The sequence below is a fragment of the Moorena bouillonii PNG genome (assembly GCF_001942495.1).
In the GTDB taxonomy this organism is placed as follows: Bacteria; Cyanobacteriota; Cyanobacteriia; order Cyanobacteriales; family Coleofasciculaceae; genus Moorena; species Moorena bouillonii.
Genome location: NZ_MKZS01000001.1, coordinates 7,264,635 through 7,285,577, shown reverse-complemented (window position 1 = coordinate 7,285,577; position 20,943 = coordinate 7,264,635). Strand labels below are relative to the sequence as shown.

At 44.2% G+C, this 20,943-nt stretch carries 15 protein-coding genes and 1 tRNA gene; 8 read left to right on the top strand and 8 right to left on the bottom strand.

Features of this window, described 5'->3' with window-relative positions; all coding sequences use genetic code 11:
- Nucleotides 1-165: 165 nt before the first annotated feature.
- On the top strand, nt 166-699 hold the full coding sequence (locus tag BJP37_RS29670; RefSeq protein WP_075904257.1) for a hypothetical protein: 534 nt from the start codon (nt 166-168) through the stop codon (nt 697-699).
- A gap of 113 nt (nt 700-812) precedes the next feature.
- Nucleotides 813-2,543 carry a peptidoglycan D,D-transpeptidase FtsI family protein gene (locus tag BJP37_RS29665; RefSeq protein ID WP_499884105.1) on the top strand — a complete coding sequence of 577 codons (1,731 nt, stop codon included), beginning with the start codon at nt 813-815 and terminating at the stop codon, nt 2,541-2,543.
- Between the two features lie 31 nt (nt 2,544-2,574).
- On the opposite strand, the gene BJP37_RS29660 is transcribed toward BJP37_RS29665, so the two are convergent.
- The 3 genes from BJP37_RS29660 to BJP37_RS29650 form a co-directional block, all read right to left on the bottom strand.
- Nucleotides 2,575-4,680, bottom strand: a complete 2,106-nt coding sequence (locus BJP37_RS29660) for a thioredoxin domain-containing protein (protein WP_075904255.1) — start codon at nt 4,678-4,680, stop codon at nt 2,575-2,577.
- A 363-nt stretch (nt 4,681-5,043) separates the two neighbouring features.
- Complete coding sequence (locus BJP37_RS29655) at nt 5,044-7,329, bottom strand: GumC family protein (RefSeq protein WP_075904253.1); 2,286 nt, start codon at nt 7,327-7,329, stop codon at nt 5,044-5,046.
- 426 nt (nt 7,330-7,755) lie between these two features.
- On the bottom strand, nt 7,756-9,120 hold the full coding sequence (locus BJP37_RS29650; RefSeq protein WP_075904251.1) for a glycosyltransferase: 1,365 nt from the start codon (nt 9,118-9,120) through the stop codon (nt 7,756-7,758).
- Nucleotides 9,121-9,621: 501 nt separating this feature from the next.
- Here BJP37_RS29650 and BJP37_RS29645 point away from each other — a divergent pair.
- A tRNA-Ser gene (locus BJP37_RS29645) sits at nt 9,622-9,710 on the top strand.
- A 140-nt stretch (nt 9,711-9,850) separates the two neighbouring features.
- On the opposite strand, the gene BJP37_RS29640 is transcribed toward BJP37_RS29645, so the two are convergent.
- Nucleotides 9,851-10,969 (bottom strand): hypothetical protein, encoded by a 1,119-nt coding sequence (locus tag BJP37_RS29640; protein ID WP_143727857.1) that lies wholly within the window; start codon nt 10,967-10,969, stop codon nt 9,851-9,853.
- 578 nt (nt 10,970-11,547) lie between these two features.
- On the opposite strand from BJP37_RS29640, the gene BJP37_RS29635 reads away from it, so the two are divergent.
- Both BJP37_RS29635 and BJP37_RS29630 read left to right on the top strand, forming a co-directional pair.
- Nucleotides 11,548-12,237, top strand: coding sequence for a C40 family peptidase (locus tag BJP37_RS29635; protein ID WP_075904248.1), 690 nt, complete (start codon nt 11,548-11,550; stop codon nt 12,235-12,237).
- A 320-nt stretch (nt 12,238-12,557) separates the two neighbouring features.
- Entirely contained in the window at nt 12,558-15,353 is a 2,796-nt protein-coding gene (locus tag BJP37_RS29630; protein WP_075904246.1) for a PAS domain-containing protein, read from the top strand.
- Here BJP37_RS29630 and BJP37_RS40275 read toward each other — a convergent pair.
- Nucleotides 15,315-15,467 (bottom strand): hypothetical protein, encoded by a 153-nt coding sequence (locus tag BJP37_RS40275; protein WP_158069823.1) that lies wholly within the window; start codon nt 15,465-15,467, stop codon nt 15,315-15,317. The two genes, BJP37_RS29630 and BJP37_RS40275, sit on opposite strands and share 39 nt — an antisense overlap.
- A 179-nt stretch (nt 15,468-15,646) precedes the next feature.
- Between BJP37_RS40275 and BJP37_RS29625 the strand changes: the two genes are divergently transcribed.
- Entirely contained in the window at nt 15,647-16,609 is a 963-nt protein-coding gene (locus BJP37_RS29625; RefSeq protein ID WP_075904244.1) for an RluA family pseudouridine synthase, read from the top strand.
- On the opposite strand, the gene BJP37_RS29620 is transcribed toward BJP37_RS29625, so the two are convergent.
- From BJP37_RS29620 to BJP37_RS29610, 3 genes are all read right to left on the bottom strand, one after another.
- Entirely contained in the window at nt 16,589-17,371 is a 783-nt protein-coding gene (locus BJP37_RS29620; RefSeq protein ID WP_075904242.1) for a phycobilisome rod-core linker polypeptide, read from the bottom strand. The two genes, BJP37_RS29625 and BJP37_RS29620, sit on opposite strands and share 21 nt — an antisense overlap.
- Before the next feature lie 370 nt (nt 17,372-17,741).
- Nucleotides 17,742-18,335, bottom strand: a complete 594-nt coding sequence (locus BJP37_RS29615; protein WP_075904240.1) for a hypothetical protein — start codon at nt 18,333-18,335, stop codon at nt 17,742-17,744.
- Entirely contained in the window at nt 18,292-18,942 is a 651-nt protein-coding gene (locus BJP37_RS29610; RefSeq protein WP_438941519.1) for a phycobiliprotein lyase, read from the bottom strand. The genes BJP37_RS29615 and BJP37_RS29610 overlap by 44 nt, the downstream gene beginning before the upstream one ends.
- Nucleotides 18,943-19,091: 149 nt before the next feature.
- On the opposite strand from BJP37_RS29610, the gene BJP37_RS29605 reads away from it, so the two are divergent.
- Both BJP37_RS29605 and BJP37_RS29600 read left to right on the top strand, forming a co-directional pair.
- Nucleotides 19,092-20,306 carry an RNA-guided endonuclease InsQ/TnpB family protein gene (locus BJP37_RS29605; RefSeq protein ID WP_075904238.1) on the top strand — a complete coding sequence of 405 codons (1,215 nt, stop codon included), beginning with the start codon at nt 19,092-19,094 and terminating at the stop codon, nt 20,304-20,306.
- A gap of 469 nt (nt 20,307-20,775) precedes the next feature.
- A complete protein-coding gene (locus BJP37_RS29600; protein ID WP_008183188.1) occupies nt 20,776-20,943 on the top strand; it encodes an NblA/ycf18 family protein in 168 nt (55 codons plus the stop codon).

Sequence of the window (20,943 nt, the reverse complement as noted above, 5' to 3'; positions counted from 1 at the left end):
TTTTAGCTAGTAATAACTGCTACCAAGTTAATCCTGGTCAGCAGCGCTTCTTGAGTTAGCTAACCAGCCTAAGACCTCTGAAGTCTCGGCCACTAGATTGTTTTCCTGCCCTGATTAAAAGTTACCGGTTTCCCATAGGTGTTTCCAACAACTAAGGAGTTTTTTATGAATGCTGTTCCTCGCTCTGCTCGTAGTCAAAGAAATCGGTCTCAGCAATCATTGGCTATTTCAAAAGACCAACGTTCTAGGATAGCACGACCACCAACAGATACTATGATGTCACCGAAAAACCCTAAGCCAAAGGTTGAAAATGTGAGTGTTTTGCAGCAGCAAACACCAATTTTTTTGAAAGCCTTACTATTTTTAAAACTTGGATCAGATATAGTAACATTTACACTAATTGCTACTGCTGTCACCGTTTATTCCTGGACAGTTTACAGCCAGCAACAATGGACCCAAGAGTATCGTAAGCTAGAGGAGCTGCAAAGAGATGAGCGCAATATGACAGCAACAACCGAAGTGATCAAAGATCAACTCGCTCAACAGGCTGAAAATCCAGCTACAGGGCTGGTTACTCCCAATCCAAGTAATACAATTTTTCTCAAACGAGCTCCTGAACGTCCTCAGCGCCAGCCATTTACCGCTTTCACGAAACCTCCTGAGCCAAAACCCAAGAAAATCACACCCCTGGGTTACTAGTTTTTTGCCTAGGTATAGGGCGAATGGGGGTAGGTAAAAATCTGTAATGGTATATTCAGTTAAGTATATCTTGATAAGTATATTTGTTAAAAATGATAGTCAGGTAAAACCTTATGAAGCCCGGTAAGTCACTGGGAAACAACCGTTTGAGACTGCTAATGATATGGGTAATAATGATGGCAGGCGGCAGTGGGCTGTTGCTAAATTTATACCGTTTGCAAGTTTCAGAGGGATCGTCCCTAGAGGAAAAAGCACGGCGGCAGCAAATGGTCTATATGCGGCCCTTTGTACCTCGCCGTCCTATTGTTGACCGCAAGGGGAATGTTTTAGCAATCGACCAACCTGTCTATACCTTATATGCTCACCCGAAGTTGTTCAAAAAATCCTTACAGGAAATTGCTGCTTTGCTGGCTCCGATGATCAAAAAAACACCAACAGATTTGGAGGAGCTGTTCGGTAAACGTAAGAGTGGTATTCGCTTGGGCAATACGATCCCAGAAGCGATCGCAGACCAAATTGCTCGGTTGAACTTAGATGGTTTAGAGTTGATTCGACAATACTCCCGCTTTTATCCCCAAAATGAATTGGCATCAGATGTGGTGGGTTATGTAAACATTTTCGATCATCTGGGTCAAGCGGGTCTAGAATACACCCAAGAAAAGTTCCTAGAACGGGAGATAAAAAACATCCGACTGAGCCGTGCTGGCAATGGAGCCTTGATGCCAGGTCATGTGCCAGAAGGATTTATGCATCTTGATGACCTGCGGCTACAAATAACTATCGATAGTCGCCTGCAACGAGCAGCTCGCTCTGCCCTGAAGGAAACCATCAAGAAGTTTAATGCAGAGCGTGGCAGTATCATAGTGATGAATGTACACAATGGTTCCTTGTTAGCCCTAGTTTGTGAGCCAACCTACAACCCCAATCAGTACTCCAAATTCGATGTGAGTTTGTTTAAAAATTGGGCGTTGTCAGACTTGTATGAACCTGGTTCGACATTCAAACCCCTAAACGTTGCGATCGCATTAGAAACTGGTATCATTACAGCCCAAAGCTTGTTCAACGACACTGGTAAGATTCAAATTGGCGAATGGCCGATTCTCAACCATGACTATAAATCAGTAGGCGCTCGCGGGATGATCAATCCCACCAAGATTCTGCAACATTCCAGCAATGTGGGCATGGTGAGGATGATGAAAAAGATGAAACCTGAGGTTTACTATGACTGGTTAGAGAAGCTAGGCTTAAAGCAAAAAGTAGGAATTGAGTTACCAGCTGAGACGGCTGGACAGCTCAAAAGTAAGTACAAATTTAAAGTTTCCCCAATTGAACCAGCTACGGCTTCCTTTGGTCAAGGCTTTTCCTTAACCCCAATTCAGCTAACTCAGATGCTAGGTGCCCTTGCCAATGGCGGTAAGCTAGTGACTCCCCATGTGGTTCGCGGACTGTTTGACACCAAAGGGAATTCCCACTGGCAACCACGCCGTCCTGCACCGAGACGAGTATTTTCCCCCAACACTACTCGGACAGTGGTGGAAATGATGGAAACTGTAGTAACTGATGGTTCTGGAAAGGCATCCCGTATTCCTGGTTATCGGATTGGTGGTAAGACCGGTACGGCTCAGAAAGCCAGTCCTAATGGGGGCTATTACAGCGATGCCAAGATCACCAGCTTTGTGGGAATTTTGCCAGTAGAATCTCCCCGCTATGTCATCTTAGCAGTAGTGGATGAACCCCAAGGCAATGCCTTTGGTTCTACCGTAGCTGCACCATTAGTCAAATCAGTTATAGAAGCACTGATTGCCATTGAGCAGATTCCACCATCGTCTCAAAACTTCCGGTAGTAGGGCAACTTTGTTTTCAAATGAGTACAATTCAAGCTCTGGTTTGACTTGTCTGCACCTGTGCTAATAATTGATTAATGTTACTGGCTGCTGGTTTACAACTAAGTCCCTGACAAACTAAACCAATAACAGAATCTGGCAGATGGGTATCTAATTGATAAACACTGACGGGGAAATACCCACAGATCAGGGAGGTAAGTTGGTCAGCACCAGCGCGAATCAGAGTGCAATTGCGGTACCAATCTAAAGCAGTAAATATACTGGGACAGGATTGAGGGGATGTGTTGAGTACGCTACTAAATGCTTTCAAGGCTTCTTCTGCTCGGTCAAGGTATCGCAAATCTTCAGTGAGTAAAGCCAGACGTACTAGGTTAGCGATCGCTACGCCATTGGCAGATGGTGTGGCATTATCCGTATAACTACGCTCGTTTACTAACAGTTGATCACTAGGGTCACTGGCAGCATTATAGTAACCACCATTATCCACACTCCACAGCAATTCATCAAACTCCTCCTGAACCTTAACAGCTTTCTCTAACCAACTGGCCGGTGACAGGTTCATCGGTTGCAGATTTGAACCTTGGCCTTTTGCCCAAGGTTGTTCTACTGACAAACTTGCTTGATGTAAATCTAGCAAAGCTTTGATAAACAAAGCATAATCCTCAGACTGAGCCAGCACTGCCGGTTGACCATCATAGTTTAGTCGGTGGAATCGTCCTGCTACCCATTGATTATTGAGGATGAATTGAGCAGCAACAGTTGCTAGTTGCCAATAGTCCGGTTCAAGAAACACACTATAGGCTCGCGCTAGACCAGAAATCATTAAGCTATTCCAGGCAACAATCATTTTGGTGTCCGTTACTGGTGGAATTCTACCGAGCCAGTTCCGGGTTTTTGCCTCTTGATTGGTCTTGGCTGGTGGAAAGGTTTCCAGGAGATCCGGTTTGGCACCATAACGTGCTTCAAACAGTTTAGCCAAAGCAGCTTCAGTGTTCTGGGAAAACTGATCTGAGTAACGGCGCTGCAACACATTCTTGCCTTCAAAGTTGCCCTCTTTGGTCAGAGTAAATTCTTCCTGAATTGCTGTAAACTCCGATGGGCTTAGCAGTTGTTCTAGTTCTGAATAACTCCAGACATAAAACGCCCCTTCTTCAGGTTCACTGTCTGCTGGGGTCGCGAAATTATCTGCATCTTGAGCAGCATAAAAGAAACCATTCGGAGCGGTCATTTCCCGCTTGAGCCATTGAACTGTTCCTGCGATCGCTCGTTTAAAAGCGGCTTCCTGAATCCCTGCACTCCACAAATCTACCAAGTACTCCACAATCTGCCCATTGTCATAGAGCATTTTTTCAAAGTGGGGTACTGTCCAAGTGGGGTCAACCGTGTAGCGATGAAACCCCCCAGCGACATGATCGTAAATACCCCCCTTAGCTAAGTCTAGTCCCCGCTTTGCACAAGCCTGCTCTGGATTATACTCCGATGCCCAATCGAAGCGAGTAACCCGTAGTGCCATACTGGCATAGGGAATCATGGGGAAACGTGGACCTGGATTGAGAGCATTAACGACACCCACACTAACTTGACCACCGATAAAGAGCAAATCATCACCAAGCTGCTCTGATTCCGGTAGTACTGCTGCCTGTTGGAGGTATCCCAGGATGTCTTCTTTGAAACTGTTAAGCTTGCCTTTTTCTAAATCATAGAAGCGACGAATTGATTGGAGCAACTGCAAAAACCCCGGTCGTCCGTAGCGTGGTTCCACAGGGAAATAGGTACCTCCATAAAAGGGTACCAACTCATCGGGTGTCAGGAAAATATTAAGGGGCCAGCCTCCTTGACCTGTCATCATCTGCAATGCTAGCATGTAAATACTATCAATATCAGGTCTTTCTTCCCGGTCTAGCTTAATCGGAAGAAAATTAGCATTCATATACTTGGCAATTGCCTGATGGGAAAACGCTTCGCCCTCCATCACCGTACACCAGTGGCAGCTAGAGTAACCGATAGACAGGAAAATTGGCCTATCTTGTTTTCTTGCCGTTAATAGCGCTTCTTCACACCAAGGCCACCAATCGATCGGATTTTCAGCATGCTTACGTAGATAAAGGCTTTGGGATTGGGCAAGGCGGTTAGTCATGACAGCTTCAGTAGTCGCTTCACCTTAAGTCTACCTTGGTGAGTACTGAATCATTGATGTATTTGTCGTTAGTTATTTGTCGTTATTCCTTTAGGATTCACTCTTTGTTATTAGAGTAGTTAAAAATGACCAATGACCAATGACCCCTAGTGGTAATTCAAAATTCAAAATTCAAACTTCAAAATAAAGAAAATCAGAAATTTGGCAATTTTTTAATTCTGGGTACAAGCCCCCACTGATAGCGAGGGATTGCTCGCTATCAGTGGTCTTCAATCAGTGGCGGGTACAAGCCCCCACTGATTGTCATTTTGAATTAATAATTTTTAATTTTGAATTGGAGCAAAGCGACTTGACCAATCACTCCTAAACTTTGGTTTCCTCAAGAGTATTGCCGAAGTAATAATGATAGTAATCATAGCTACCGGTAGTGTAACCTTTTAAACCATTAGCAACAATACCCAAAACTCTGCTATGAGCAATTCTCAATTCCGAGAGAGCTTCTTTGAACAAAATTTGCTTAGCTTTCCCTAAACCTACCACCATCAATATCCCATCGGTATTAGGCTCCAGAAGTCTAGCATCCGCCAGACCAAGTAGGGGAGGGGTATCAAAAATTACCAGCTCAAACCGCTCTTTGAGATATTGAACTAAATTCTCCATCTTTGGGGAATTGAGAAGCCTGGTGGGGTCGGGGGAAATTTGACCAGCACTTAGAACACAGAGATTTTCCTCTAGAGGCGATCGCTGAATAACATCATCAACCTTGATTTCGCTAGAAATAACATCGCTCAGTCCCCATAAATTAGGTAAATCCATCTTCTGATGAATCTGAGGAAAGCGCAGATTAGCATCCACCAGTAAAACCTTTTGCCCCATTGCTGCTGCTGCCAGGGCTAAGAATATAGCCGTAGTGGATTTACCATCTACTGGTTCAGCAGAAGTTACCACTATAGCGCTAATGGGTTTCTCAGAATACAGACATTGGAGATTAACTTGGAGAGAGCGAAACGCCTCTAAAACAGGAGAAATCTGGTAACTACCAGATCCCACACCGAGTTGTGGAGCTGAGGCTTCTGGCTCGGGTATTATGCCCACACCAGTAACGGTAGTGCATTTCTGGAGTTCTTTGTTAAAGGGGATTGTTGCTAATATTGGAAAGCGAGTATACTCTTTGATATCGTCAGTGCTGTTAAGTAAATGATGTAACTTTTCTGCTAAAAACCCAGCCGTGGCACCTGCAACTATCCCTGCGGCTGCGCTTAGGAGCAAAGTATCAGGCAAATTTGGGGATATTGGTTTTTCAGGTTGTTGCGGCTCAACAATTGTCTGCCAAGGGATACTGGTTTTAGCTGATTCAAGTTCCAAAGTTTCCCGAACTGACTCAAAGCGGTTTAGGCTTTCTGTTGCTACCTCAATCTTCTGCTTGAGTTCTGTATATCGATCGGCAATCACAGCTAGCTGTTTAAGTTTTTCACTGATCAGACTTTCCCCTTTAGCGATTGCGACCTGGCGCATCTCTAAAACCTTAATTTGGTTCGCTGTCTCTACTAGCTGCTGAATCAAATTCAGGCGAACTGTACTTGAGGAAGCCGATGGAGCATTGCCACTCAACTCCTGAATACGGCTATTTATCACCTTTTCTGCTTCCTGGCTTAACAGGGGGAGTAAATTTTGCTGTTGTTGCCTTAATCCTTCAAAGGTAGATTGGTTTTCCTTGAACTCTGCTAAATCCAACACCATCTGACCTTCTACTTTAGAAAGTTGGTTGAGCAATTGTTGATAACGGGGTGTTGCGATCAGGTTAGCTACTGCTTCCGCTTGCTGTGAGGATAGCCCCAACTGACCTTTGAGTTTCCCATACAGTATAATCGTGTCTCGCAGCTGAGTTTGGGTAGCTTGTCTGTGTTCGACAATAGCATTGACCCGATTCGTCAACAGTTCACCCTGAAGTTGTGGATTAATCAGGTTGTACTTCTGCTGGAGTTGCTGGAGTTGTAGCTGAAGCTGATTAATTTGTCCTTGTATTTTCGGCTGCTGATTCGAGACAAATTGAATGCCTTGTTTGATGCTAGCCTGTTGTTGTTGCTTAGAGTACTCGATGTAGCCCAGAGCAACCTTTTCCAAAACAAATTGAATTCTTTCGGGGTCTGAATCTTGGTAGGCAACTTCTAAAATTTTGGTTTCTCGCAGTCGGGATACCATCATTCCTTCCCGGAGAGTATGATAGTTTATTTCTGGATATTGGGTTTGAATTTGCTCCACAATCTCAGACATAACCTGAGGAGAGCTTAATACCTGAATTTGAGTGTCATAGTCGAAACTTTTAGTTGGAGCAGCAATGCTATGTACCCCGGGTTTTGCCTGCAACTCCAACGGATCTTCACCAGATATGGGTTCGAGTAACAGCTGGAATTTGCCTTCATAGATCGGAACTGCACTTAAGGTTTTGGCAATAATTCCGGATGTCACAGTAAGGGCCACCCCTGCCATCAAGACAGCTCGACGACGAGCAGCAGCTAATATACGACGCAGATCGAGTTTGCTGGCTTCCAACTCATAGGCTCCTCCTGTTAGTTGTGGAGAAGATCGATACTGCTGTTGACCACTATGCTTAGATAGGGATGGCTTATAAGCTCCTTGGGAACCCATAATTCAAGTTCTTCTTGCTACTTGGGGATTGGGAATTGGAGATTGGATAACTGGTAGGATGCATAAACCCTAGTTACATGCTAGTTACAGGAACATCGGGAATGATTAGCCTGGTTTTGTGATCAATATCGATTAGCCCGAAGGGCTACGCTACGCGAACAGCAATAACCTTTTATTTTCCTTGCTTGAAGGTCAAAACAAGAAATTTAATGTAACATCATTCCGGACTCACGAAGCAATCGCTTGCCAACATATAGGATATCCAATTTACCAAACTTTCCCAATTTACAGATACAAGAGTTATACCACCCATCAGGATGAATAGGACCCATGCAAAAAGGCAAAAGGAATACTAGGGTCGTAACTTAATCCTTTAACCTTTGACATCTATCCTGATTGCCACGGAATGAATGTGCCCAATAGATTTCAGGCACTAGTTGTTGCCAAATTCTCTGATTTGGCTTCCAGCAAGCTCTCATAGAGCTGACTCAGCTGATGGGCAACACCATTCCAGCTAAACATATTTTCTACCCTTGCTCTTGCCCCTAAGCCAAGTTGATTTTTCCAGTCGTGATCCGAGAGAATCCGATCGATAGCAGCCGAAAAAGCACCAGCATCTTTAGGTGGTGCCAGTAAGCCAGTTTCTGCAGATACAACGGTAAACTGAAGACCACCGACATCACTAGCTACCACAGGGGTGCCACTAGCCATGGCTTCGATGGCAACTAAACCAAAAGGCTCGTAGTGACTTGGTACTACGCAAACATCAGCTGCAGCGTAATAAGCTGGCAGTAGTTCATCAGGAATGCGTCCAGGAAATGTAGTGATAGTTTGCAGTTCTAATTCAGCTACAATCCCTTCAATGCGATCGCGTTCCATACCATCTTTCTCACCAGGACGAGAACCACCACCAATAATCAGCTTCAAGTTAGCATCACCCCGTAGCTGGGACGAACCAACAGCTCGAACTAGGGTTTCAATGCCCTTGCGTTCGTCAAACCGTCCCACGTAAAAGATGATTTTGTTTTCAGGGCTAAGTCCAAGTTTTTGCCGTGCTTCTAAGCGGTTAATCTTGCCAAATCGGTCAATGTCGGTACCACAGGGAATAATATCAATGTCCCCCTTACTTGAAACTAGCGTACGCATGTGTTCTTGTTCTTGGGGAGATGTAGCAACAATGCGTTCTGCTGTTTCTAGCACTGCTTTTTCTATGTCCAAGCGAGTCGCAGCAATCTTCGGAATTGTTTCTACTGACTGGTATTTAACTGCGCCTAGGGAGTGATAGGTGTGAAGTTGAATAAGCGATGCAGCGCGGTCTTGGGGAGGCAGCGCGGTCTTGGGGGTTCCCCCCATGAGCGACTGCCGTTGGTTTCCCCCACTCGCTATTGCATCAAGAAGGGATTGACGCTTCTTCCACTCCATACCTACCCAAGCCGAAAGCCAGTAGTTTGTATGTACTATTGAGTAGTGAATGCCTGATTGCTCCTGAAACTTAAGCAATTGGGTTAAAAACTCACCGCAGTATTCAAAAATCTCTTGCCGTGGCACAAATGCTTTTGGACCAGCAGTTAGGCGAATAGTACGACAACCTGGAGTATGTTCAACCATTGTGGCTTGATTGGAACTGGAGAGGCGAGTAAACATATCGACCTGCCACCCCTGCTTAGCAAGAGCTTCACCCACTTGGCGCACATACACATTCTGTCCTCCAGCTTCTTCCTTACCGATTTCTATCGCTGGATCTCCGTGAACGGAGATCAGAGCAATGTGCTGTGTATTTTTCGTATTCATAGGCTTTTTTGATGTTGGAGCTTACAGAAGGTTTTCAGGTATGGGGAGTCTGACCTCTATCCGGCTAAACCCTCAGCGTCGAGCTTTTACACACTCACTTAACAAATTTTAACCTCTCAGGTGTGCTTAACACATCAGTGGATGGAAGTAAATAAATTTAACAATTTATTTATATAAAATGATAACTTAAGTCGGGCACTATATGGTATTGTTTAACTTCTTGAGATGCTTCTGGGATTTCACACAGGTCTTTATAGCTGGCTGAATGTCCCTCACTTAAAAATAGTGCATCATTCAGCGATGCCTCAGGTGCGACCCGTGGCGAATTTAATTGGACGACTGTAAGCGCACCATTACGGTCTTGGGAAGGCAGCGCAGTCTTGGGGGTTTCCCCCATGTTTGTAGTAGTGTGAACGATCGCTGATGGTTTCTAATCAGAAAATTTACATTACTAGCAGTTGACAACTTCAAAAATGTGCTATTATGGATTGACATCACCTTGGAGAGGTGGCTGAGTGGTCGAAAGCGGCAGATTGCTAATCTGTTGATAGGTTCAGGCCTATCCGAGGGTTCGAATCCCTCCCTCTCCGTTGAGTATCCTCAACTGGCAAAAATAAAACTTTCGTTGCTTAGAAAATTTGATTAACTCTACCTAGGTCTTTGTAAAAAGGAGGCATAAGATGCGCCATCACGGTATCTTATCCCTCCTTTGCTTAGATCTGTCCCTTGTCTACCTATCAAAGTTAGAGAAGCTGTAACCAATGCCAAAGGAAATTCCGAGATCTGTGGCACCATCAACGAAAATTCCACCAGTTAAAGCAGCATTGGCAACAAAATTGGGTCCAAATGGCCAATCAACACCACCAGTAACGATTAAACCGACATTGTCCTCATCACCTGTAGAAAAAGCCAAACCAGCACCAGCAAAAGCTGAGTAAGTAGGCGGCTCAAACGGTTCATCCTGGAAAATAAAGTTGTAAGTGGCTGGGATCACAAAGGTAGCATCATCATTGATTAGTATGCTAGGACGCACTGATAGGGTGGGGGATAAATCGTATTTGCCGTTAATCATAAAGCCACCTCGACCAATATTGGTGCCATCATCAGTAAAACCGATATGACCGCCAATTCCGATATAGTTTCCAACCCCGAGGCTCTTGCCAGTAGGGTCAATGTTTCTTTGAGCTACAGGGGTGCCTACTTCATAGGAGGTTGGCTCTGAGGTGGGAGAGCTGGCTGGATCTAGTTGTATGTTTAGAGCTGCTACAGATGTCGCTAAAGTCCCTGGTCTCGGTGGAGCTACCACAGGATTATTGAACTCTTGAGAAGGTTTTTGGGATTGCTCAGTGATCGCTTCTAGGTCTTGTTTGGAGAGATTACCAGGATACTGGATAGTTTCTAAATTGGCTAATGGTACCTGCTTTTGTGTGACTGTATAGTCAGCAATTGGTGCAACTGAGCCATTGAATTGGGAGCGGTTGACCAATTCATTAGGAGACCCTACCGACTTAGTAGCACGAACCGCTGCTCCTATCCTGTCCAATTGCCCTAAACGGGAATTAGCTTGATGGTCAGTGATAGTGTTGAGATTGCCTGATAGCAGACTAGTTGGTCTGAAGATATTTTCAGGAGTCTGTGTAGTTTCCGGATTAAATCGATTAGGGTCAAGTGTGATGGTGGAAGCTGCTGCTAATTGCTTAGGTCTGACCGCTGCTGCTGTCTGGGTAAATTGCTTTACCGATGAATTATAGCTAGGTGTTTCAGCAGTAGCAGACAGCTGGTAACTGACCATCGTCAATACTGCCATACTCAGTTGCATCGAAAGGGTCTTAGGAAAATTACTCTTCACACTCACTCCTCAAAAACTACTTGGTCATTGGTTAGGGGTAACAAATTTAGCAGTTAGGCAAAAGCTAAAAGCTATATTTCTTGGTCAGTAACTTGTAGCTGCTAGCCATTGAGATCAGATAAGCTACTCAAGAACTTGAACCCAATCCTAGGATAGTCTACTCATCCGACCAACTTTACCAGATACAAAGAGCAGAATAACCTCATTTTGGCTTTTAGTTTTGCCCTGCGTAAACATCACTACTAACACAGGACTTAGCTATCTAAACCTCTAAAACCTCTGTAATTCTCTATTTTCGGTTGCCCGATCGGAAATTAGCGATTGGCGTTGGCTCCTGATTTTTCCTCTCTCTTGGTGCGCGTTCACGCTTGTCGGGAAACCCGACCGGGGTCGCACCGCTGAGTGGCGTAAGTCCACTTGCCAGATCCCGAGGCGCTCGATTAGAGTAACTTGATCATGAGGCAGTCAGGGAAAGGTTGGTCAACGGGCAACGGTTGATTTCACTGCTGAATCTTCCTAGTTGTTCATCCTTCTAGAAAAGGATCATAATCTGAGTGTAAGTTCCGCCTTCCTATACTATGGTTTTGCTTGAGCAATTACGAGCCAATGATTTAGAATACTACTGTCGTGCTAATCTCAACCTCTATGATTCGCCCAACTGTAAGGGTTTGACAACGCAAGCAGCTACAGGAAGACACTTGCGAGTCAAGTCTGTCTCGCCTGTCGGTAATGCCTTAGAAGTACGTCTGTGTGAAGATAACTATTCTGGTTGGTTGCCTGTGTCGGATTTGGCTCTACTGGAGATAGCTAAGACTCCTTATCGCCCCATTTCTCTGTCTCCAGCTCAAATTCAAGCACGAATAAAAGCGGTGATTGGGTTTACTAAAGCAGCAATGGGTCAAAATCCCTACTACCTTTGGGGGGGTACAGTAGGTCCCAACTATGACTGTTCAGGGTTGATGCAAGCAGCGTTTGCGGCATCGGGGATTTGGTTACCCAGAGATTCTTATCAGCAAGCAGCTTTCACCCAAACCATTAGAATGGAGCAACTACAACCAGGGGATTTGGTCTTTTTCGCTACCGGTCAAAAAGTTAACCATGTAGGATTGTATCTAGGTGATGGTGATTACATTCATAGTTCGGGTATTGATCATGGTCGAAATGGGATTGCAATTGACCAGCTTTCAGAACAAGGGGATGAGATAACACAGTATTATTACCGACAGCGCTACGGAGCTGGGCGAGTTGTGACAAGTTATCAGCCCTAGTCACCTAGCACAATTATCTAGCACAATTATCTAGCACAGTTATCTAGCACAGTTATCTAGCACAGTTATTTACCAGCGTACTGCTCGAAGAGAACATGCTAATCAGGCTTACTATAAAGCTCTCAGCAGGGCTTCAGGGCAAAAGACTAACAAACATTACCACAAAATGTCCTCACAATTTCCTTTACTCAGAGAAATCTTCTGAGCTTTCTAAAATATTCCTGCTGATGATCTTGTGATTATACTGATTATTGAGGGAAGACTGTGGGTAGATGTATCCCTAGCTTATCTGTAGAATTCCTGACGGATCGAGCCCAGCAATGAACACCACTCAGTCTCACATCAAAAGTACTGAAACAATGGCAGAGGCAGAGTCCGCCCTAAAGATCTTGTTTTCTTTATCACTTGATCTATTATGCACCTTTGGTCAAAACGGATATTTTCAACAACTTAATCCGGCTTGGGAAAAGGTTCTAGGTTGGACTTGCTCCCAATTGCGATCGCGACCTTGGATTGAGTGGATTTATCCAGAAGATCGGGAATTTACTCTCAATGCCCTTCGTGATTGTGGTCAAGGAAAACTAGTCGAATACCGGAATAGATTATACCACAAAGATGGTAGCTTGCGTTGGCTGGCTTGGAGAATTTCACAGGATGAACAGGGTCTTCTCTATGCTGTTGCTAAAGATATCACTAGTATTAAACAGCTAGAATCGGGATTGGACTATGGTAACTCTACTGGCTCCTATAAAGGCAGTAAGGGCTTTGAAAATCTAAATCTAGATGAGCAAAACTTCAAAAGTGACTTTGCTCTATTAACGGAATGGCTTTATCGCTATGAAGCGGTTAGTCAAATTAGTGGTCATCTGCTCTACGAATGGAATACCCAGACCAATGAATTGATTTGGGGTCACAATATTGAACAAGTATTGGGTTATTACCCAGGAGAACTCACCAACACTGGGCAAGGGTGGGATGAATTAATTTATCCTGATGATTTAGAACGATACCGACACACCATTGAACGGGTGATTGTCACTAAAGAGCCTTTTGATATTGAGTATCGGATCCGTAAGAAGGATGGCACATACATCACCGTTGAGAACAAAGGACAGTTTTACCTAGATAGTTCAGGTAATCTCAATCGTCTGCTGGGGTTAATTGTTGACATCACGGAGCGCCAACAGGCAGAAGAGGCATTACGCCTAAGCGAAAAACGATTTCGCCTAGCAGTGGATAATTATCCCGGTACATTTATTATCTATGATGCCCAGCGGCGGCTCCAGTTTATCAATCAACAAGGGGTTAAGCTAACTGGAGTGGCTGATTCACCACTACTGGGTCACACTGACGAGGAAATCTATCCTCCTGTATTTAAGGATATCTATGTGAAACTGCTACAAAAGGCTGTGGAAACCCGGATGCCACAAGTGGAAGAACTGACTTTGACTTTGCCAGAGGTTGGTGAACTCACTGTCCTCGCTACCTATATTCCCCTGCTAGATGAGCAAGAAAATATTTATCAAGTTATCGGGATTATCCAAGATACTACCCAGCGCAAGCAGGCAGAGGTAGAACTACGGCAAGCCTATCAGCAATTGAGACTAAATACAGAAGCCGCGTTAGACCAGAAAGAAGCAAAATTTCGACGGGTGTTTGATGAAGCACCTATTGGAATGTCACTATCAGATTTGGATTATCAGTTTATTCAGGTGAATCGGGCTTTTTATGAAATGCTCGGATACACCAAGTCTGAACTAATGGCTCTCAATGGTTTGGCAATTACTCATCCTGAAGACCTAGAACAAGCCAAGCCTTATATTAGGCAGGTCATACAAGGAGAAATTGATAGTTTTAAGTTAGAAATACGTTACCGTAAAAAGAATCAAGATACCCTCTGGGGTAATTTAACCATGATGGCTATGCGAAATCAAGCAGGAGAAATCCTGTGTATTTTGAGCATGGTTGAAGACATTACAGAACGCAAGCAGGCAGAGGAGGCGGTGCGACACAGTGAAGAACGATTTCGTGCCATCATTGAAGATCAAACTGAACTGATCTGTCGCTTGAAACTTGATGGCACCCTAACGTTTGTCAATGATGCTTACTGCCGCTATTTTGACAAAGACCGCTCTGAATTAGTAGGGAAAGTATTTTTGCCAAAAATGCCTCCGGAAGACGAAGACATTGTTACCCGGAACTTCCGTTCTCTTTCCGTAGATAATCCGATCAACACTTACGAACACCGAGTTCTTCTCGACTCTGGAGAAATTCGCTGGCAGCAGTGGAGTGATCGAGCTATGTTTGATGAACATGGCCAATTTATCGAATGCCAGGCGGTGGGAAGGGATATCACTGAACTCAAGCAAGCAGAAGCAGATATTCTTAATGCATTGGCTAAGGAAAAAGAACTGGGTCAACTCCGCTCAGGTTTCGTTTCATTAGTTTCTCACGAGTTTCGCACGCCACTGACTACAATTCAATCTTCTGCTCAAATGCTGCAACGCTATCAGGAAAAATTGTCCCCTGAGAAAAAACAGAAGCACCATGATAAGATTCAGCATGCTGTGGTCCGGATGACTCAACTTTTGGATGATGTTCTAACGATTGGGAAAGCGGATGCTGGTAAACTCAAGTTTGAACCAGAATCCATGGATTTAGTGGCTTTGTGTCAGGACATACTCGAAAATATTAAAATTAACCTGGGTTCTAAGCATAACCTGATGTTCATTAGTCATGGTAGCTGTCAAGATGCCCTAATCGATGAAAGACTGTTGAGTCATGTTGTTAACAATTTGCTCTTAAATGCGATTAAATATTCTCCAGAAGGAGGTACGATCAAATTTGAACTCAATTGCAATTCTTCGACCGCAGTAATCCAGGTTCAAGATCAGGGGATCGGCATTCCTATAAAAGACCAAGAGAAACTATTTGAGTCCTTTGAAAGAGCAAGTAATGTTGGCAGTATCCCTGGGACTGGACTGGGTTTAGCAATTGTCAAAAAATGTTTAGACTTGCACGATGCTAAAATTGCTGTAAACAGTGAAGTTGGGGTGGGAACCACATTTACTGTTACCCTACCGCTGCACTTTGCTACTGACCAAAATAGGGAGTAGGGAGTAGGGAGTAGGGAGTAGGGAGTAGGGAGTAGGGAGTGGCGTCCATAAAATGGAATGTACCTCATAAGTATCAGAAACGCTATATACAATGGTTGATCGCCTTTGGCTCATTATTAATTATTAATTATTGCTAATTAATATAGCATTATTAAATGAATTGTGATAATTTTTGATGCCATATTCCCTACTCCCAGATCCGCTGTTCCCAGATCCGCTGTTCCCTTTGCTATACATAATTGAAGTCTTCTGTATTCCTAATTCTCAGTTCGGTTGACAATCAACGATCAACAATGACCCCTCAGCTTTCTATCAAATTCTTGCAAGTTCAGGAAACTAGCAACTCTACTGGTTCAACTCCCAGTTATCGCCTTGACAGCTATATTGCCCAAGAAACACCTGACTTGTCTCGCTCTCGTATCCAGAAGCTGATTGAACAAGGCAACGTGCAAGTGAATGATCACGTGTGCATCTCAAAAAAAGCTAAAGTTCAGCTAGGCGATCGCATCTCCCTAACCATTCCTGACCCCAAACCTCTGGAATTACAACCGGAAGTCATCCCCTTAGACATTCTTTATGAAGATGAGGTTCTGATTATTATCAACAAACCGGCTGGTTTGGTAGTTCATCCCGCACCTGGTCATGAAAGTGGTACTCTTGTCAATGCCCTTTTAGCCCACTGTCCTAAACTGACAGGTATTGGTGGTGTTCAGCGTCCAGGCATTGTCCACCGCTTGGATAAGGATACAACTGGTGCAATTGCGATCGCAAAAACTGACCAGGCTCATGGACATCTACAAGCCCAACTCCAAGCCAAAACTGCTCAAAGACAATATTTAGGTGTAGTCTATGGTGCTCCCTCTGCTGAGTCTGGCACCATTAACCAACCGATTGGACGGCATCCTGTAGACCGCAAGAAAATGGCTGTCGTGCCAGTAGAAAAAGGGGGACGCCCAGCGATTACCCATTGGCAAGTCCGAGAACGACTGGGCAACTATACCCTGATCCATTTCCAATTAGAAACTGGTCGCACCCACCAAATTCGTGTCCACAGTAGCTATATTGGTCATCCCATTGTTGGAGATCCCGTTTACAGCAGTGGTCGTTCTGTCGGTGTTAATCTACCGGGTCAAGCACTTCACGCTTGGCGACTACAACTACAGCATCCGGTTTGTGGGGAGTGGATTGAGTTTGTTGCCCCTCCCCCCCTAGCTTTGATCAAACTCTTAGACGTGCTACGACTTCGCTTCAGCTAGTTCCTTGTTCTGAGCCCGATATGGCACTAAGGATTCGTAATCGATATTCAAAGCTGACACTCGTGGGATAGTGTTGCCTTGGGGAGACAGCTCCCGTGCTAAGCCCATATACAGAGATGGATCCCCTGCCTTGGCCTTCTTGTCTTGTGGCACGTAACTGCGCACCTGGGTCTGCCAAATGATTTGTGGGAAGCCCAGTACTGCACGGTAGTATTCGTTGTAACGTGGAGATTTGATGTTGAATGGTGTTTCACCCTGAGGGCGACCGGGAAGCACTCGACGCCGTTGATAGGGGACGGTGTTGTACCCAAAATTCTCCATGTACTCTTCGCTGTCGAGCAGTTGATCGACGAAGCCTTGGATACCCTTTGTGGCAATTATAATTGACCAGGCTAATTTTTCTCTTTCGCCATAGATATCACGTCCAAGCACCCGCTGCACGCACTGCTCTACAACGCGATAGTTGCTGTTTTTGTCATAGAAGCTGGTTTTGAAAGTTTCAGAAAGCAACAACCCACGAATAAAGTCCCGCACTGTGATCTGACCGAACCGGAGTTGAGACTCCAGGAACGGTTCACGATCCGAAGCAAAGGCATGGAAGAAGATCTGACGGTATCCTGCCTCGATTAGGGCATCCATGTCTCCGGGGGAGAGCAAGTTTTCAGTGGAATAAATTCTGGGTTGCTCTTCTCCTGGTATCTCATACCCATCTATGCGCGCATTCTGCGTCACAGGGGCGTAGCCTAGTAAAGGAATAGCCACGTTTTTATCTCCGTATTCTTAGAAAATCTTACAAACCTTAATCAAATATATAATGAATCCTGTGTCAGTCTATAAAAAAATTATATTTTAATCGATATCCTAATCTCTCAAGCGACTACGGATAGCGGGGACAGCAGTTAATCGTCAATCGTCAATTGTCAATAGTTATGGGTTAATCAACTAACCCTCTTCTTGCTTTTGTGATTAATCTGTGTGATTACTCAGAGTCTTCTCCTTTAACTTAATCACCTTAATCACTAATAGATTATTAATTTTGATTAAGTAAAACGTTACTCAAAGTAATATTTTTTAATATTTATTAAAATAGCCCGAAATAATTAGACCAAAGGATTAGACAATAGCCTATCGCTCAAGTGCATCCATACCCCATCCAAAAAGACAGTGGATTATTCTTGGATGGACACTCAGGCCAATCCCGCAGGTAAGTTTCGAGATCTAACTGCCAGCGTGGCGGTTTTAATCCCAGACCCAAACAGAGATGGGAAATGACGTCAAAAAAACGCTGATCGTGACCAGGGGCACCTAAATGAGCATGGGCATATTCATGGATGACAATACTCAACCAATCAGACCGTGCAATGCGTCCGACATCAATTAATATCACTGCCGGAGTGGCTAAGATGTTGCAAAAGCCATCAATACCAAACTTTTCCCCTAAAGGGGTTGCCAAAATCCGCATTGGGCGGCATAGGGAATCATGATAGCAGCTATGACAGGCTTCTAGGCAAGTCTGGAGCTCTCCATTAATGGCATCAATGTGATTGCCAATCCAGGTATAAATGCGATCGCGTTCTCTACCATTATCAGTGATCTCTACCATACTTGGGTCTAAAGCCAGCTGACCCACAGCATTGAGATACTGATAGCCCCGGATTAACGGATCATCGCTGATGGTGGAATCACCAGCCCAAGATTGAATAATACTCTTCCGGTGCCAAGACATTTTGTTGTTGTTGAGATGTCACGCCAATATTAGCCCCAGTATTAGCGCCAGCACTAGCCCCATTATCTAAATTAGAGTCAATCCGGGTTTCGATACAAAATGATGCGCTGCTAAATCCACCAAAACGTTTCACTATACTGGTACGCATCCGCCGAGATGGAGTGATAAACGAGAAACGCTCATGAGCACTCATGGTTTCATATTCAGTAATCAGCACTAGCCCATCTTGAGCATCCATCTGATAAATACCAGCCACTGGCATGGTTTCAGCGTAACCTTTTTCCCGCAATAACTTCCCCTGTCTAGGAGAGTCGGCATCTGGAACCACCACCATCACCGTCGAGTCTTTGTGACCGTCATCACTCTGGTCCCAAGCCATTGTACCCTGCCAACTGACCAAAGCTCCACCTGCTGCCAAACTTGGGTTAATCTTATGAAGCTCACACAGCTCAATAACTTGGGGATGATCAGCCTCTAAGGTTGCTACCTTGATGTTCAGCTCTCCCTTCTCTGCTTGTCGGAAGGCTAGGTGGTGGGTTGTGCGTTGCGATCGCCAGTTGCCAGCACTGAGCTGGAAAAATTCCATGGCATCAATAATTGGATCCATATTATGGTATTTGATTTACCGAGTTTTTGTTCAAATTTTACCAAAAATTTTGGGTTTAAAGCCCCGTCCTAGAAGGACGGCTTTTATTATCTTTCGTATTGACGGTAGATAATAAAATCGCTATTATAGAAGGCAAGGAGGAAAAGCAAATGTTTAATCTCACCTACGAGTTCAAGCTTAAACCTACCAAACAACAATCAAAAATCTTTGATGAGTGGCTTGAGATAACTCGCTTGGTATACAACTACGCTTTAGCAGAAAGGAAAGATTGGTACAAATCTCGTAGTTGTCAGATTAATGCTTGCAGCCTCCATAGTTGCTACATCATTCCTGCTGACACACCGCGTCCTACCTATGCAAGTCAGTGTAAATCTTTGACGGCTGCCAAAAAACAGAACCTTGAACTCAAGAAGATCCAATCTCAAGTGTTGCAGCAAACTTTAAAAAGAGTTGAAACAGCTTTCACCAACATGTGGGAGCGTAACGCTGGATTCCCCCGGTTCAAGAAAAAAGGCAGAATGAGGTCTTTTGTTTTTCCTCAAATGAAAGGAAAAAGATTAGAACATGGGTTAGTGAAATTGCCTGTAATTGGTTGGGTAAAATTCCGTCAGTCACGAGAAATTCCTAATGATGCTCAAATCAAGCAAGCTCGTATAGTCAAACGGGTTTCCGGTTGGTACGTCATGCTAACCATTCAATGGAATGTTGATTTACCTCAACCAATACCCCATGGTGAAGCAGTAGGAATTGATGTAGGATTAACTAGTTTTATTGCTACTTCTAGTGGTCTTTTAATCAAGGGTCCGAGGTTCCTGGGTGATGCCGAACGCAAGCTGAAATTACTGCAAAAGCGTGTTTCCAGGAAACCTATAGGCTCGAACAATTGGAGGCGCGCACAAAAAAAGGTAGCAAAACTACACGAGTATGTAGCCAATTGCCGTAAAGATTGGCACAGGAAGCTTTCCCATCATCTGTGCGATCATGCAGGGATGATATTTGTAGAAGATTTGAATCTGGTGGGGCTATCCCGTGGAATATTAGGGAAACACTGCTTAGATGCTGGGTTTGGCCAATTTTTCGAGATCTTGGCACAAACTTGTTTTAAGCGTGGGGTGTATTTCCAGAAAGTAGATGCACGTAAAACCAGCCAGATTTGTCCTAATTGTTTGACACAAACGGGAAAGAAAGAGCTTTCACAACGTACTCACATTTGCTCTGCCTGTGGCTATACAACGGATAGAGATATAGCCGCAGCTCAGGTAGTGGCAATTAGAGGATTAACAGCCGTAGGGCATACGGTGAAGATGCTTGCTGAGGGTAAATTCGTTGGAATCCCATTGAAGCAAGAATCCTCTCGCCTTTAGGCAGAGGAGTGTCAATTAAGCTTGAATTTTTGCATATTCCTGAGATTTTGCCAAACCAGCCATCCATGGCCAATCCATCAGGATTTCCGCTGCTACGCTACATATACTGATACTAAACGGGATTGTGCCACTATATAAGTGGGTTTTGGGCCAGGTTTTCCGTAATAACTATGATGTCCGAATAATTACTCTTAATCGAAATCACCCTATCACACCGTTACACCATCAATTTTCTTTATTATCGGTATTCAATCGGACTTGATCTAAGTCTGTCAGACATACAAGCACAAGGACAAATCATCGCTTTCCGGATTTTTATTACAATTTGTATCTTTGATTACTTATTGCTTGACAGAATCGACAGTATTCTATAGGTGTGTTAGATTGATTAACAACGGCCAAAAAAAAGAGCAGTCGGAACATTCGTCCGCCTGCCCTAATCAACGTATGTAAGCTTAGGAGTAAACCTATGGAAACGCCTGGAAAGCTAAGTTTGGAGCAACAGTTCCAGATGAAAATCTACCAAGACCAAGTCAAGCTCTTGAGCCAGGAGGAGGCTCAGTCCTATCTCTTGGAAGTTTTGCGTCAAATGATGGTTAAGGAGAATCTATTCCGCCATCTACTCAAAAACGCTTAA

Excerpts from the sequence above, each read along its gene's own strand:
- BJP37_RS29670 (WP_075904257.1), top strand. The coding sequence starts at position 166 with ATGAATGCTGTTCCTCGCTCTGCTCGTAGTCAAAGAAATCGGTCTCAG.
- BJP37_RS29665 (WP_499884105.1), top strand. The coding sequence starts at position 813 with ATGAAGCCCGGTAAGTCACTGGGAAACAACCGTTTGAGACTGCTAATG.
- BJP37_RS29660 (WP_075904255.1), bottom strand. The coding sequence starts at position 4,680 with ATGACTAACCGCCTTGCCCAATCCCAAAGCCTTTATCTACGTAAGCAT.
- BJP37_RS29655 (WP_075904253.1), bottom strand. The coding sequence starts at position 7,329 with ATGGGTTCCCAAGGAGCTTATAAGCCATCCCTATCTAAGCATAGTGGT.
- BJP37_RS29650 (WP_075904251.1), bottom strand. The coding sequence starts at position 9,120 with ATGAATACGAAAAATACACAGCACATTGCTCTGATCTCCGTTCACGGA.
- BJP37_RS29635 (WP_075904248.1), top strand. The coding sequence starts at position 11,548 with ATGGTTTTGCTTGAGCAATTACGAGCCAATGATTTAGAATACTACTGT.
- BJP37_RS29630 (WP_075904246.1), top strand. The coding sequence starts at position 12,558 with ATGAACACCACTCAGTCTCACATCAAAAGTACTGAAACAATGGCAGAG.
- BJP37_RS40275 (WP_158069823.1), bottom strand. The coding sequence starts at position 15,467 with ATGAGCCAAAGGCGATCAACCATTGTATATAGCGTTTCTGATACTTAT.
- BJP37_RS29625 (WP_075904244.1), top strand. The coding sequence starts at position 15,647 with ATGACCCCTCAGCTTTCTATCAAATTCTTGCAAGTTCAGGAAACTAGC.
- BJP37_RS29615 (WP_075904240.1), bottom strand. The coding sequence starts at position 18,335 with ATGTCTTGGCACCGGAAGAGTATTATTCAATCTTGGGCTGGTGATTCC.
- BJP37_RS29610 (WP_438941519.1), bottom strand. The coding sequence starts at position 18,942 with ATGGATCCAATTATTGATGCCATGGAATTTTTCCAGCTCAGTGCTGGC.
- BJP37_RS29605 (WP_075904238.1), top strand. The coding sequence starts at position 19,092 with ATGTTTAATCTCACCTACGAGTTCAAGCTTAAACCTACCAAACAACAA.
- BJP37_RS29600 (WP_008183188.1), top strand. The coding sequence starts at position 20,776 with ATGGAAACGCCTGGAAAGCTAAGTTTGGAGCAACAGTTCCAGATGAAA.